General features: G+C 46.3%; 11 protein-coding genes. All 11 read right to left on the bottom strand.

Going from position 1 to position 14,777, the window contains the following annotated elements:
* Positions 1 to 37: 37 nt before the first annotated feature.
* The 11 genes from AM500_RS22210 to ilvE all read right to left on the bottom strand — a co-directional run bounded on the left by AM500_RS22210 (position 38) and on the right by ilvE (position 14,750).
* On the bottom strand, positions 38 to 1,693 hold the full coding sequence (locus tag AM500_RS22210; RefSeq protein WP_053601839.1) for a glycerol-3-phosphate dehydrogenase/oxidase: 1,656 nt from the start codon (positions 1,691 to 1,693) through the stop codon (positions 38 to 40).
* Positions 1,694 to 2,406: 713 nt separating this feature from the next.
* The gene (ilvA, locus tag AM500_RS22205) at positions 2,407 to 3,360 is read right to left on the bottom strand and encodes a threonine ammonia-lyase (protein WP_053601838.1); all 954 of its coding nucleotides are present in this window, start codon (positions 3,358 to 3,360) and stop codon (positions 2,407 to 2,409) included.
* Positions 3,361 to 3,446: 86 nt separating this feature from the next.
* Positions 3,447 to 4,028, bottom strand: coding sequence for a 3-isopropylmalate dehydratase small subunit (leuD, locus tag AM500_RS22200; RefSeq protein ID WP_053601166.1), 582 nt, complete (start codon positions 4,026 to 4,028; stop codon positions 3,447 to 3,449).
* Positions 4,029 to 5,444 carry a 3-isopropylmalate dehydratase large subunit gene (gene leuC / locus AM500_RS22195; protein WP_053601165.1) on the bottom strand — a complete coding sequence of 472 codons (1,416 nt, stop codon included), beginning with the start codon at positions 5,442 to 5,444 and terminating at the stop codon, positions 4,029 to 4,031.
* Between the two features lie 170 nt (positions 5,445 to 5,614).
* Positions 5,615 to 6,721, bottom strand: coding sequence for a 3-isopropylmalate dehydrogenase (gene leuB / locus AM500_RS22190; RefSeq protein ID WP_053601164.1), 1,107 nt, complete (start codon positions 6,719 to 6,721; stop codon positions 5,615 to 5,617).
* Positions 6,722 to 6,776: 55 nt separating this feature from the next.
* Complete coding sequence (locus AM500_RS22185; RefSeq protein WP_053601837.1) at positions 6,777 to 8,324, bottom strand: 2-isopropylmalate synthase; 1,548 nt, start codon at positions 8,322 to 8,324, stop codon at positions 6,777 to 6,779.
* 84 nt (positions 8,325 to 8,408) lie between these two features.
* Complete coding sequence (ilvC, locus tag AM500_RS22180; protein ID WP_053601163.1) at positions 8,409 to 9,422, bottom strand: ketol-acid reductoisomerase; 1,014 nt, start codon at positions 9,420 to 9,422, stop codon at positions 8,409 to 8,411.
* A 120-nt stretch (positions 9,423 to 9,542) separates the two neighbouring features.
* Positions 9,543 to 10,064 carry an acetolactate synthase small subunit gene (gene ilvN, locus AM500_RS22175; RefSeq protein ID WP_043930847.1) on the bottom strand — a complete coding sequence of 174 codons (522 nt, stop codon included), beginning with the start codon at positions 10,062 to 10,064 and terminating at the stop codon, positions 9,543 to 9,545.
* Positions 10,061 to 11,782, bottom strand: a complete 1,722-nt coding sequence (ilvB, locus tag AM500_RS22170) for an acetolactate synthase large subunit (RefSeq protein ID WP_442853980.1) — start codon at positions 11,780 to 11,782, stop codon at positions 10,061 to 10,063. Before ilvB ends, ilvN begins: the two co-directional genes overlap by 4 nt.
* 380 nt (positions 11,783 to 12,162) lie before the next feature.
* The gene (gene ilvD, locus AM500_RS22165; RefSeq protein ID WP_053601162.1) at positions 12,163 to 13,830 is read right to left on the bottom strand and encodes a dihydroxy-acid dehydratase; all 1,668 of its coding nucleotides are present in this window, start codon (positions 13,828 to 13,830) and stop codon (positions 12,163 to 12,165) included.
* 11 nt (positions 13,831 to 13,841) lie between these two features.
* The gene (gene ilvE / locus AM500_RS22160; protein WP_053601161.1) at positions 13,842 to 14,750 is read right to left on the bottom strand and encodes a branched-chain-amino-acid transaminase; all 909 of its coding nucleotides are present in this window, start codon (positions 14,748 to 14,750) and stop codon (positions 13,842 to 13,844) included.
* Between the last annotated feature and the right edge of the window lie 27 nt (positions 14,751 to 14,777).

Below are 14,777 nucleotides of genomic sequence, written 5' to 3'. Positions count from 1 at the left end.
TGTTCCTTTACGTTTCTGATTGCGTCTTAATAAAGGATTACTGAGAAGCCCCGGCAGCCTCCGCAATCGCCTGTTCAAGGTCGGCCAAGTGCCTTTGTTTTTCCTCATCGTTCCAACCAAATCGATAGGCAAAGTAATCGACTACAGCATCCTTCCATTCTAATACCGTTTGAATATCGAATAAAACCGCTCCTGTTCTTCGGTTAAAGAAATCCGTTGGAGTGACCGCCATTTCATCCTCGATGGCATAGGCCAATTTTGCAAAAAGGACAGAAGGCAGCCTGAAACGGGAAGCCTCCTCTTTATGGGTAGTAGCAAGCTGGAATACTCTAGGTGCATTGGACCCATACATCCGGGAAAGATGCCGGGCTTCTTCTGCTGTTAAACCGGCCTCCACACCTGATAAAGTTAGAGACTCAACAAACGTTTCAAACATTTCCGCCCCGCCAACATCGCCGCCGGAAATCGGAAGGTGCTTTGTCTGGCAGGACAGTAAGCTTCGTCCGTTCTCGGCTGACAGTTTATCCACGAGTAAATCTGTAATAGTCTCAGCCATTTTCCGATAGCCGGTCAGTTTCCCGCCAGCAATCGTAATCAGCCCGGTTTCAGATTCCCAGATTTCATCCTTTCTAGAAATTTCGGATGGAGCTTTTCCTTCTTCGTAAATAAGGGGTCTGACCCCTGCCCAGGTAGACTCAATGTCTTTATCGGTTATATTTACATTCGGGAACATATAATCGATTGCCTTCAGAAGATATGTTCGATCAGCCTCTGTTATTTCCGGGTTAGCAGGATCGCCTTCGTAGAACGTATCGGTTGTCCCGACGTACGCCTTACCTGCCCGAGGAATTGCGAAAACCATCCTCCCATCCGGTGTGTCAAAATAAATTGCCTGCCTGAGGGGGAAGCGGGAATGGTCGATTACGATATGGACACCTTTGGATAATCTCAGGAATTTACCTTTCTTTGAGTTATCTAAAACCCTCAAGTTATCGACCCAAGGGCCTGTCGCATTGACGATCTTCTTTGCTCGGATCTCAAATTCCTCTCCCGTCAAAACATCCTCTACAACTGCACCACAAATAATGCCATCATTATATAATAGCCTATTAACTTTAGCGTAATTGAGAGCGGTAGCCCCTTTTTCAACAGCTTTTTTCATGGTTTCGACGGTTAATCGGGCATCGTCAGTCCGGTACTCAACATAAAATCCACCGCCCCGAAGACCTTCTCTTTTAATAAGCGGCTCCCTATCAAGCGTTTTTTTGGCTGAAAGCATCATCCTGCGCTCACCTTTTTTAACGCCAGCAAGGAGGTCATAAGCCATTAACCCAATTGATGTAGTAAAACTGCCGAACGTACCGCCTTTATGAAAAGGGAGAAGCATCCATTCCGGGGTTGTAACATGGGGACCGTTTTCGTATACAATTGCACGCTCCCTGCCGACTTCGGCAACCATTTTTACTTCCAATTGCTTTAAATAGCGGAGGCCGCCGTGGACTAGCTTAGTTGAGCGGCTCGAGGTGCCCGCTGCAAAGTCCTGCATTTCAACCAAGGCGACTGACATGCCCCTGGTTGTGGCATCGAGAGCAATCCCGGCACCTGTAATGCCGCCGCCAATAATGAGGACGTCAAAAGATTGGGATGTAAGGTTTTCTATAAATTCTTTCCTATGGAGATTTGAAAAAGAAATTGACATGATAGTTTCCTCCTTAAACAAGAAAAAAGACCCACTTACCATTACCCTTAAACATTTATGTTCATGTACCATAAAAAACGAATGAATTTATTGAGGATTAATTAAGCTTTCTTATTGAATTTGGTTAAAATTTCATCCTCATTGTAACATACGTACTTAATATGGGTCGGTTCACCAATACACGCAGTTCGACTCAAAGAAATTTTCTAAGAAATTTTAAATTGATAAGAAACTAAATAGACTGAAAATTAGTCTATATATAATGAGAGTGTTATACATACATATCTAGAGGCATGAGTTTGAATTGTGGGGATGCGGCGCTTGAAATGGAAGGTGAGTGAAGGCAAGCTTGTAAAGGAAACTGTAGCGGTGTCTGATAAAATCATGGTAGAATTATTGATGGGTTAGAGGTGAATAAATATGAATAGAGTAAAAAATGCTTACTCAGTTATTGTGGCCAGTATGGAATTTTGCTACTGTTTAGCAGAATATATACTTGGCAAGAAGCTGGAGGCATCCAGGAAGAAATAAAATAAGTTAATGATGGCAATGCTGCGGGCAGTATTGCTTTTTTTTCGTCTTAGTCGGCACTTTGCCTGTCATGAAGGCGCTTGGGCTTTTGTTCCTACTCTTCAATTTACCTTTTGATTTGGAACTAAAAAAGGATTCCAATTAGGGAATCCTTGTTTTTGATAGCCATGTTAACGTCATGCAAGCAGAGAAATTGCTCCACTGTTAGCAAGCTGATGAATATATCCTAGGCTCGTTATATCCACGTTTCCCCCACTGACAATGATGCCGCAGTTTTTAGAGCGGATGGTGCTGCGGTGGGCAAGTAGGGCCGCAAATGCTGCAGCTCCTGCACCTTCGACTAATGTTTTCTTTCTTTCCAACATGTAAACAATGGCAGTGGCGATATCTTTTTCGCTTACTGTGACTATGTCATCAACCAAGTGCTGGATGATAGGCAGGGTCAACTTCCCCGGCTCCTTTACTGCAATACCCTCTGCAATAGTCTTGGAAGTCCCAGCCACCATGGATGGGTAGCCATGGAATTTATCGTGCATTCCCTTGGCTCCTTCGGCCTGAACACCGATGATTCGGATCTTTGGCTTAAGCTGCTTGGCCGCCACGGCAGCGCCGCTTATCAGTCCGCCGCCGCCGACTGGTACGATTATAGTGTCAAGATCAGGTTGCTGACTAAGCATTTCAATTGCTACAGTTCCCTGACCAGCCATCACCTCGTAATCGTCAAACGGATGGAGGAAGAAGCTGCCTGTTTTTTTCTGCTCCTGGCAGGCGGCGGAATATGCTTCTTCAAAAGTAGCACCAGTAAGCACGGCCTTGGCCCCATAATATTCCGTCGCTTGAACCTTTGCGGCAGGGGTGCTGGCAGGCATAAAAACTTTTGCTGAAATCCCGCGGCTTGCCGCAGCATATGCAACACCCTGGGCATGATTACCGGCAGAGGCAGCTATAACACCTTTTTGGGCTTCATGTTTAGACAATCGGGCCATCTTATAGCTTGCCCCGCGGACCTTGAAGGCGCCTGTTTTTTGCTGGTTCTCCATTTTGAAGAAAATGTTAGTCCCTGCCAATTGATTTAAAAAACTAGATGTTGTAAGCGGTGTCCGATACACGATTTTTGCCAATTGTTCCATCGCATCGGAAATCATATTAGTCGTTAAGGAATCCCCAAGGGAGTCACACTCCTTTTAAATGTTTGTTGTTGAATATAACCAAATTTCTATCGGCTGTTTTCAAAGACAGTAATTTTTTCTTCATATAAAAGAGTAATCCCGATATCATCAAGGCCGTTTAACAGCATTTCCTTGTTGTAGGCAGGGATATCAAAGTGATAAGAAAAGCCGTCCGAATCCTGGACTGTCTGCTCATTAAGATTGACCGTTACGTAATAACTCTCATCTTCAGCCTTTTCCAAAAGCGCTTTGACTTTCTCTGCTTCCAATTCAATTGCTAGTATGCCGTTTTTCAGGCAGTTGTTTTTAAAAATATCGGCAAAGCTCGGCGCAATAATCACTTTAAAGCCATAATCCAGCAAGGCCCATGGCGCGTGTTCCCGGGATGACCCGCACCCAAAGTTCTCGTCGGCAACTAAAATCGATGCACCGTTATATTTTTCGGCGTTAAGTGGAAAATCCTCGCGCGGATTGCCGTTAAGGTCAAAACGCCAGTTATAGAACAAGAACTGTCCGAAGCCTTGGCGCTCTATTCGCTTTAAAAATTGCTTAGGGATGATTTGGTCAGTGTCAACATTGCTTCTGTTAAGTGGGAAGACAAGACCTGTATGAACTGTAATTGGTTCCATTTAAAGCACCTCCGCGGCAGCGTATTCCCGAACATCAACGAAATGGCCTTCTATCGCGGCGGCAGCTGCCATTTCGGGGCTGACCAGGTGAGTTCGTGACCCGGTACCTTGCCGTCCTTCAAAGTTACGGTTCGATGTAGATGCGCAGCGCTCGCCAGGCGGTACAAAGTCATCATTCATTGCCAGGCACATACTGCAGCCAGCGTCACGCCATTCAAAGCCAGCATCTTTAAATACTGCGTCAAGGCCTTCCTGTTCAGCGGCAGCCTTTACGCTCTTGGAACCGGGAACAACAATAGCGCGTACCGACGAATTAACTGATCTGCCCCTGATAACTGAGGCAGCCCTGCGAAGGTCGCTCAGCCTCGAATTCGTACAGGAACCTATGAATACATGTTCGACTGTGACAGACGAGATTGGCTTTCCTGCTTCTAGTCCCATATACTCAAGGGCACGCTCGATTTCGTTTCGTTCATTATCTGTCCGGGCCGATTCCGGAGCGGGAATGGCTGCATCAACAGGGATACACATTCCCGGATTCGTTCCCCAGGTGACCTGAGGTGCGATTTCCGAGGCGTCGATTTCGACTGTTTCATCGTAGACAGCGCCATCATCGCTGGCAAGCGCTCGCCACTTCTTTACAGCCTCTTCAAAAGCTTCTCCCTGAGGAGCATATTTTTTTCCGCACAGGTATTCAAAGGTTGTTTCATCTGGAGTAATCAACCCGGCCCGTGCACCTGCTTCGATTGACATATTGCAGACGGTCATCCTTTCTTCCATCGAAAGGGAGCGGATGGCTTCGCCTGTATACTCCATAACATAACCTGTGCCAAAACGGACGCCGAATTTGCCGATAATCGCCAAAATCAAATCCTTTGCCGTCACCCCAAACCCAAGTTTTCCATTAACCTTTACATTCATTGTTTTGGGACGCTGCTGCCAAAGTGTTTGAGTGGCAAGCACATGTTCCACCTCGCTCGTGCCAATGCCGAATGCGAGAGCCCCAAAAGCACCGTGTGTTGAGGTATGGCTATCACCGCAAACAATCGTCTTTCCGGGCTGGGTAAGGCCGAGTTCAGGTCCGATGACATGGACGATCCCATTGTCAGGATGGGTGATATCAGCAAGCGGTATGTTAAACTCCTTGCAATTCTGCATCAATGTATCGATTTGTTTTCTGGAGATTAAGTCCTTAATAACCAGTTGGTTTTTCGTCGGCACATTGTGGTCCATAGTAGCAAACGTCTTATCAGGGCGGCGTACTTTACGCCCGTTCATTCTCAAGCCCTCAAAGGCCTGAGGGGAGGTGACTTCGTGAACCAAGTGCAAATCAATATACAATAGGTCTGGCTTACCAGCTTCCTGATGGACAACGTGTTTCTCCCATATTTTTTCGATAATCGTTTTGGCAGTCATAAAGTACCTCCTCTTTAAGTAATAAATAAGTCATAATCTCATGGAGAATTGTCCAGCTGCAGCGCCTAGGGGCTCGAGGTCGCTTCGATCCTTCAGTTGAAGTCAAAGAACGACTTCCACTTCAGGCCCTCCAGCGCTTGTCGCCCCTGACCAAGGCGGTTCCGCTTTTCTTAGGCATAACAGCTCATAATACAATTAGCCGCGCTTCTGGTTTTGATTGATTCCGTAATTAAGATTGTCATTTCTTCGGTGCTTACCTTTTGGCCAGATTCAATCCGGATATCCGAGGTGTGGAAGCCGGCTTTCAAGATTGATTCAACTGTATCTTCAATAACTTTAGCTTCTTCCTCAAGTCCAAAGGAATGCCTGAGCATCATGGCTGCGGAAAGCACCATTGCAACCGGGTTTGCAATTCCTTTGCCAGCAATATCAGGTGCCGATCCGTGAACGGGTTCGTATAGTCCGAAACCATCCTCTCTCAGGCTTGCAGAAGGGAGCATTCCCAATGAACCTGTTAAAACTGAAGCTTCATCACTTAAAATATCACCGAACATATTCTCTGTGACAATGACATCGAAGTGGGAAGGGTTCGTGATCAATTTCATCGCGGCTGAGTCAACAAGCTGATGCTCAACCGTTACGTCAGGGTACTGCTGTTTTTTCTCTTCGACGATTTCGCGCCAAAGCTTACTTGATTCAAGGACATTTGCTTTGTCAACCGATGTAAGTTGCTTTCGCCGCTGCTTGGCACATTGGAATGCCGTATCTACAATTCTTTCAATCTCCCCGCGTGTATAGAAAAGGGTATCTACGACTGAGTTCCCGTCATTTTGCCGCTCACTTGGAGTTCCGAAATATAACCCGCCAGTAAGTTCCCGAACAATTAACAAGTCGCTCCCTTTGACAATATCTTCTTTTAGAGGGGAGGTATGCAGTAATTGTTCAAACCCTTTTACCGGCCTTAAATTCGCAAATAGGCCGAGTGCTTTTCTAATCCCAAGCAAGCCTTTTTCCGGTCTAAGATGGGAAGGGTTGTGATCCCATTTTGGTCCGCCAACAGCCCCGAGCAGGACAGAATCGGCACTCTTGCAGGCTTTTATTGTATCTTCGGGAAGGGGAGTTCCATGGCGGTCAATTGCCGCCCCTCCAATATCATGGGTTTCAAAGCTGAAGGAATGATTGTATTCCTCAGCAATTGCAGTAAGAACTTCCTGAGCGGCGTTGATGACTTCTGTTCCAATTCCATCACCTGGAAGCAGGACGATATGTTTTTTCATCGGTTGGTCCTCCTTTATATTTGAAAAAGCTAGAACGGGTTAGCCCCTTAAACAGTTAGCTGCTCACAGTTTCGATAACTTTATAGTTTTTGTTGTAAAAAACCCGGTTCACTGCATTCAGGAATGCTTTTGCGGAAGCTTCAAGCACATCTTGTGAAGAGCCGCGCCCACTCACAGGGATATCATTAACGGTCATTTTTACATGGACCTCGGCTAGTGCATCACGGCCCTGGCCAACTGAGCTTAATTGATATCTGCTTAAATGGATTTCTTCCTTTATTAGAGCTTCAAGCGTATTGTAGAGAGCCTCGACGGGCCCCTTACCGGTCCGTGCGGTTTCAACTCTTAACCCCTCCGGAGTTTTAAGTGCGACCGTAGCAGTGGGGAGGTTTATTGATCCCGACTGGACCTGATATGCAAGTAAGTCATACTTTTTCAAATCGGATATGGACGTCTGGATATCGGTAAGGATAGTAAATAAATCCTCATCGGTTACTTCTTTCTTTGTATCAGTCAATGATTTAAAATCCTTGAACGCTTCCTCGATTTTTTCATCCGTCAAGGCAAAGCCGAGCTGTTCTATTTTGTCTTTAAAGGCGTGCCGCCCTGAATGCTTCCCAAGTACGAGTTCGTTTGACTGAATACCTACCATGGATGGAGTGATAATTTCATAGGTTTGTGCATGTTTGAGCACTCCATCCTGATGAATTCCTGATTCGTGGGCGAATGCATTCTGCCCAACAACAGCCTTATTCGGGGCGATTGGCATCCCGGTGAGTTTCCGGACCAAATCACTTGTCCTCTTAATCTCTTTCAGTTCAAGGCTTGTGGTGTATGGATATTGGTCATTCCTGATTGCCAGTGCGACTGCAAACTCTTCCAGAGCAGCGTTGCCGGCACGTTCACCGATTCCATTTATTGTCCCTTCGACCTGGGTTGCCCCGTTTTCAATCGCTGCCATTGAATTGGCAACCGCCATTCCAAGGTCATTATGGCAATGTGCGGAAAGTATTGCTTTATCGATATTAGGAACATGTTCTTTGACATACCTGAACATTCGCCCATATTCTTCCGGGGTTGCATAGCCGACAGTATCAGGAAGATTGATGACTTTCGCTCCTGCATCGATTACCTTTTCAATGATTTTAGCAAGGAAATTTAAATCGGAACGGGAGGCATCCTCTGCGGACCATTCAACGTATGGGAATTTGCCCGCTCCATATCTGACCATATCGACTGCCAGATCTATGACCTGCTCAGGTGACTTTTTCAGCTTGTAGGTCATGTGAATGGGAGAGGTGGCCAGGAAGACATGAAGGCGGGGAGCTTCTGCTTCTTTTAGTGCCTCCCAAGTCACATCAATATCGGAGACATTAGCCCTTGCAAGGCCAGCAACCGAAACATTCCTAACAGTTTGGGCGATATTTCTGACTGCATCAAAATCACCCTGGGACGAAGCTGGAAATCCGGCTTCCATCACGTTTACCCCGAAACGTTCGAGCTGCTTGGCAATTTCCAATTTTTCAAGCTTGTTCAGGTTAACTCCGGGCGACTGCTCCCCATCGCGCAAAGTCGTATCAAAAATGAGGATATTGTTGGTCATTCCTTTTCCCATCCCTCTCTTTGGAGTTGGGCCCTCCCCTTAATATAGGAAGGGCCGAATTTCCTTCTCGAATAGTTCCAGATGCTAATTAAGAACCTTTGCCTTTTGTTGAGGTTTCACAAAAGGCATTAACTCGCGGAGTTCACGTCCGACCTTTTCGATTGGGTGGTTGTTTTCTTTTGCATTGATTGCATTGAATTGCGGACGGTTCACCTGGTTTTCAAGGATCCATCCCTTTGCAAAGACGCCGGTTTGAATGTCTTTGAGAACTTCTTTCATACGTGCTTTCGTTTCATCATTTACGACACGAGGTCCGGATACAAAGTCACCCCATTGGGCTGTATCGGAAATTGAGTAACGCATGTTTTCAAGGCCGCCCTCATACATCAGATCGACAATCAGCTTCAGTTCATGCATACACTCAAAATAGGCGACCTCAGGCTGGTAACCTGCCTCGGTCAATGTTTCAAATCCAGCTTTAACGAGGCTTGTCAGCCCGCCGCAAAGTACTGCTTGTTCGCCGAATAGGTCAGTTTCTGTCTCTTCCTGGAAGGTAGTTTCAAGCACCCCTGCACGTGCTGCCCCAATTCCTTTTGCATAAGCAAGGGCAATCTGCCGTGCCTGGCCGGAATGGTCCTGATGGACGGCAAATAGTGCGGGTACGCCGGCTCCTTCCTGGTATGTTCTCCGCACAAGATGGCCCGGGCCTTTTGGTGCAACAAGGAATACATCGACATTGGCAGGAGGGACAACCTGGTTAAAATGAATGTTGAAACCATGTGCAAAAACAAGTGCTGCGCCTGGCTTTAGGTTATCTTTAATGCTTTCTTGATATACTTTAGGCTGCTGCTCATCAGGAAGCAGAACCATGACTACATCTGCCTGGGCTGTAGCTTCATCAACAGGGCGTACGTCAAGCCCATCTTCCTGAGCCTTGTTCCATGATCTTCCCTGCCTAACTCCTACAACGACATCAAAACCGCTTTCTTTCAAATTCAGTGCATGGGCATGGCCCTGGGAGCCGTAACCGATTACTGCGATTTTTTTCGTTTTCAAAACCTCTTCCAAAATGTCATGATTGTAAAGTACCTTTGCCATTATTCATCCATCCTTCCGGTTTTTGAGATTGATTGTTTTATATAAAATTAATTGAACACAATCTTTGACGCTGTTTCGGGCTCAGCGTATAGTGCTAAGCTAAGAAAGGGCAAGTCGTTCCTATTTATGCATTGAAAAGGCGGGCATTTCCGAGACGTTTTGCTGGCTGCCCCGCAACAGAGCTGTCAGCCCTGTTCTGGCGATTTCCTTAATTCCGTATGGCCTTAATAATTCAATCAACGCTTCCACCTTTTCCGGCTTCCCTGTTACTTGTATCGTAATGCTGTCTTTAGCAACATCTATGACGGCAGGGCGGAAAGGCTCAATAATTTCTTTGATTTCATGCCTTATATGGCCTGTGCTTGAAACTTTTATAAGAGCAAGTTCCCTTGAAACAACCGATTTATCTGTGATATCGGAGACCTTAAGTACATCTATCTGTTTGTGGAGCTGTTTAGTCAGCTGCTCCAGCTTCATGCTGTCGCCAACTTCAACGACTAACGTCATTTTGGAAATTCCTTCAACTTCGGTTGGGCCGACAGTAATGCTTTCAATATTGAATTGGCGCCGCTGAAGGAGTCCGGTTACACGATTTAAGACACCGCTTTTGTTTTGGACTATTGCTGTAATGATCCGTTTCATGGTTTCACTCCTATCATTTCATGCAGTCCTTTACCAGGGGCAATCATCGGATTAACGTTCTCTCCAGGAGCGACACGGCAATCAATCAGAACCGGCCCTGGAAAAGCAAGTGCCTCAGGAAGGAGCGTTGAGAGCTGGTCTTCGGAATCAATCTTTACCCCTTTGATTGAATAGCTTTCAGCCAGTTTTACAAAATCAGGCTGGACAGGGAGGAGGGACTCCGAATATCGTTCACCATAAAATTCCTGCTGCCACTGCCGAACCATCCCCAAGGCACCGTTATTGACTATAACGACCTTGACTGGCAGGTTCCTCTCCTGGAGAACGCCAAGTTCCTGCAAAGTCATTTGGAAGCCACCGTCACCGACTAATGCAACCACTGTCCTTTCAGGATCCGCCAGCTGGGCGCCGATTGCAGCCGGAAACCCGAATCCCATTGTGCCTAAGCCTCCGGAAGTGACCCAGCGATCAGGTTCTGAAAGGTTATAGTACTGGGCCGCCCACATTTGATGCTGGCCAACATCCGTTACGACAATTGCCTCACCATTGGTGAACTGATGAACTTTTTCAATAAGTTCCTGAGGACTGATCGATTCATCGTCCTTTTGATACCAAAGCGGGAAGTGAGCCTTGTTATCTTCAAGTTTCCTTAACCAATCCGTATGCTGGTTTACCGTAAACTCCTGTTTTAATAGTTCTGCCAATGCTACCCGCGCATCTCCAACGATCGGGATATTAGTTGGTACATTTTTTCCTATTTCCGCGGGATCGATATCGATATGGGCAACTGTCGCTTGTGGGGCAAAGTGTTTAAGGTTGCCGGTCAGCCTGTCATCGAAACGTGCCCCGATATTAAGAAGCAGGTCGCATTCATACAATGCCATGTTCGCTGTATAAGTCCCGTGCATACCCGCCATTCCAAGCGATAATTGGTGGTTCCCGGGAAAGGTTCCTAGTCCAAGCAGGGTAGTTGTTACAGGAATTTGGTGTTTTTCTGCCAATTGTTTCAGTTCATTGGATGCCTTCCCGTGCAGGATGCCGGCACCCGCAAGGATGATAGGCCTCTTTGCTTTGGAAAGTGCATCTGCCAGCTTAATGATTTGCAGCGGATTCGGCTTTGTGGTTGGCTGATATCCGGGCAAGTGAAAATGGTCCGTCAGTTCAACATGGACAGGATTACTTGAAATGTCCTTTGGGATATCAATTACGACTGGACCTGGCCGGCCGGTAGAAGCAATATGGAAAGCTTCTTTAATAATCCTTGGCAAATCCGAAATTGAGCGAACCTGATAGTTATGTTTTGTGATTGGAGTCGTGATGCCGATAATATCTGCCTCCTGGAATGCATCGGTTCCGATGACTCCGCTTGCCACCTGGCCTGTAAAAATAACAAGTGGTAATGAGTCCATCATCGCATCGGTAATGCCCGTAATCAGATTAGTTGCCCCAGGTCCGGAAGTAGCAATGACGACCCCCGGTTTGCCTGTAACCCTGGCAAAACCTTCGGCAGCATGGATGGAACCTTGTTCATGCCGGAATAAGAGATGCTGGATTTGTCCTTTTGCCCGATAAATGGCATCATAAATTGGCAGTACAGCACCACCCGGGTATCCAAAAATCGTATCGACACCTTCATTCACCAATGATTCGATTAAGATATCGGCTCCTGTCTTTGGCGTTACCGCCGGTTCCAATGCCGGCATCGCTTCCACTTTCACGTGATAACCTCCTGTTTTTTGTATTTGGCTAAACGCCCAACTCTAACTATGCTTGTTCCAACAAAAAGCCTTTTCCCCCACGAAAACACTGCTGATTTTTTCAGCGAGTATCATCGGGGAGAAAAGGCTCTTGCTTTTCTCGGTACCACCCGGTTTCACAACAGTCTTTCAACTGCTGCCTCATGGAGCGGAAACTTCCCGCTCCGGTTTTAGTAACGAGTGCTGGAAAACACCCGGCTAGGCCTACTAAGAATACTTTTCGGCATAACACTCAGGGACGATGTCGGAATAAGTAGTATTTCCGGGCTTCCAGCAACCCCGGATCTCTGTGAATACTAAAATCTTATTCCTTTTTTCCCGTCTGCGATTTTTCATATAGGTTAAAACTTCATGATTCCGCCTGTGCTTGCTGAGGTGACGAGCTTGGCGTATTTGGCCAGGTAACCCGTTTTGATTTTTGGTTCGGGTTTCACCCAGTTTTTGCGGCGCTCGCTTAACACTTCCTCATCGACTAACAGGTCAATTGTACGTGCGTTCAAATCGATCATAATCAAGTCGCCATTTTCAACGAATGCGATTGGTCCGCCCTCGGCTGCTTCAGGGGAGATATGCCCTACAGAGATTCCGCGGCTAGCTCCGGAAAATCGTCCGTCGGTAATGAGAGCTACTTCTTTTTCAAGGCCGCGCCCGGCAATCGCCGAGGTTGGTGCGAGCATCTCGGGCATTCCCGGCCCGCCCTTAGGCCCCTCATACCGGATAACCACAACCTGGCCCGAAGTTACTTTGCCGCTGTCAATCCCGGCTTGTGCATCTTCCTGTGATTCAAATACAATTGCTTCGCCAAGGAATGTTTTGATTGATGGATCGACAGCACCCACTTTAATAACGCCGCCGTCAGGAGCCAGGTTACCAAACAGGATGGACAATCCACCTACCGGACTATAAGGATTTTCTTTCCTTCTGATTACCTTGTCGTTTGTGATTTTTGCATCCTTAACATTTTCGTAAATCGTTTTTCCAGTAATCGTTAGCTGGTCTTTGTAAATCAATCCGTCAATCTGGCATAGTTCGTGAATAATAGCACTAACACCGCCAGCATGATGAACGTCTTCCATCGAATAATCGGAAGCGGGACTGATTTTTGAAAGGTATGGAACCTTTTCCGCAATACGGTTGATTTCATGGAGATCATAGTCAATTCCGGCCTCATGGGCAATCGCTAATGTATGTAATACAGTGTTTGTAGAGCCGCCCATTGCCATATCGAGTGCAAAGGCATTATCAAATGTTTCTTTAGTCATGATGTCACGCGGACGAACATCGTTTTGAACCATATCGATTAAATGCTTTGCTGCCTGTCTGATAAGCTGATGACGCTGATCTGAAGTAGCAACAATTGTTCCATTATCCGGAACGGTCATTCCAAGCATTTCCATTAGGCAATTCATGGAGTTTGCTGTAAACATCCCGGAGCATGAGCCGCAAGTTGGACATGCGTTTGTTTCGATATCCAACAATTCTTGCTGGGACATAGTTCCTTTATGATAGGCACCTACACCTTCAAATACTGAGACAAGCGAGAGAGGCTTCCCGGTCGAGGAGACGCCAGCTTCCATCGGCCCGCCTGATACAAAAACAGAAGGGACGTTGGTCCTTGCAGCGGCCATCAGCATTCCGGGTGTAATTTTGTCGCAATTCGGGATATAGAAAACACCGTCAAACCAATGGGCATTAATGACTGTTTCGGCGCTATCGGCAATTATTTCACGGCTTGGGAGAGAGTAGCGCATACCAATATGACCCATTGCTATACCATCATCCACACCAATCGTATTAAATTCGAATGGAATCCCGCCTGCTTCGCGGATTGCCTCTTTTACAACCTCGGCAAAAACATTCAAATGCTTGTGGCCGGGGATGATATCGATGTATGAATTACATACTCCGATAAAGGGCTTTTCAAGGTCGCTAGTTTTTACTCCTGTTGCATATAGAAGGCTTCGGTGAGGAGCCCTGTCAATTCCCTTTTTGATCATATCGCTTCGCATGATGGACCTCCTTACCCAACGATTGCTTCTGGTTTCACATCCGGATAGCATTTCACGCCGTCCTCGGTAACCAATTTCCTGAATTCTTTTAATAGATGATTTGTTATCGGTCCTGGTTTCCCGTCGCCAATTTTCCTTGTGTCAACATCGATAACTGCAATCACTTCAACTGCAGTACCAGTAAGGAACACTTCATCGGCAATATATACATCATGTCTTGTAAATGGCTGCTCTCTGACCTCGTAGCCAGAGTCTCTTGCAAGCTCGATTATTGCATTGCGGGTAATCCCTTCCAAAGCTCCAAGATAGACTGGAGGAGTGAAGATGACGCCATTTTTGATTATGAAAATATTATCGGCCGAGCCCTCTGTGACATAACCCTGGTCATTTAACATAAGTGCTTCATCTAAACCGGCCTGGTTTGCCTCGAGCTTAACAAGGATATTGTTTAAGTAGTTAAGCGATTTAATCTGAGGGCTTAATACATCCGGCCGATTTCTTCTCGTTGCAACTGAACCAATTTTCAGGCCCCGTTCGTACAATTCCTGCGGGTAGAGAGCGAGTGGTTCAGCTATGACGATGACCTTCGGATTGGAGCAGGAATTAGGATCCAATCCAAGGTTTCCCATTCCTCTTGAAACAACCGGTCTAATATATGCGCTGGATAATTGGTTTTTACGAACTGTTTCTACAATGATGTTCTTAAATTCTTCAATGGTGTAGGGAATCTCAAGCCTAATGGAGTGAGCCGATTCATACAGCCTTTTAATATGGGCATCCAATCTAAAGATGTTCCCATTATAAACGCGGATTCCTTCAAAGACTCCGTCTCCGTAAAGGAAGCCATGGTCGTACACGGAAATGACTGCTTCTTCCTTTTTAACAAATTTTCCATCTAAGAAGATATACTGGCTGGACAAATTCAACACTCCTTACAATCTGGTATT

Origin of the sequence: Bacillus sp. FJAT-18017 (genome assembly GCF_001278805.1) — a bacterium.
GTDB lineage: Bacteria > Bacillota > Bacilli > Bacillales > Cytobacillaceae > Bacillus_D.
Note: the sequence above shows the minus strand (reverse complement) of the source record. Positions and strands in the feature narration are given on the sequence as shown.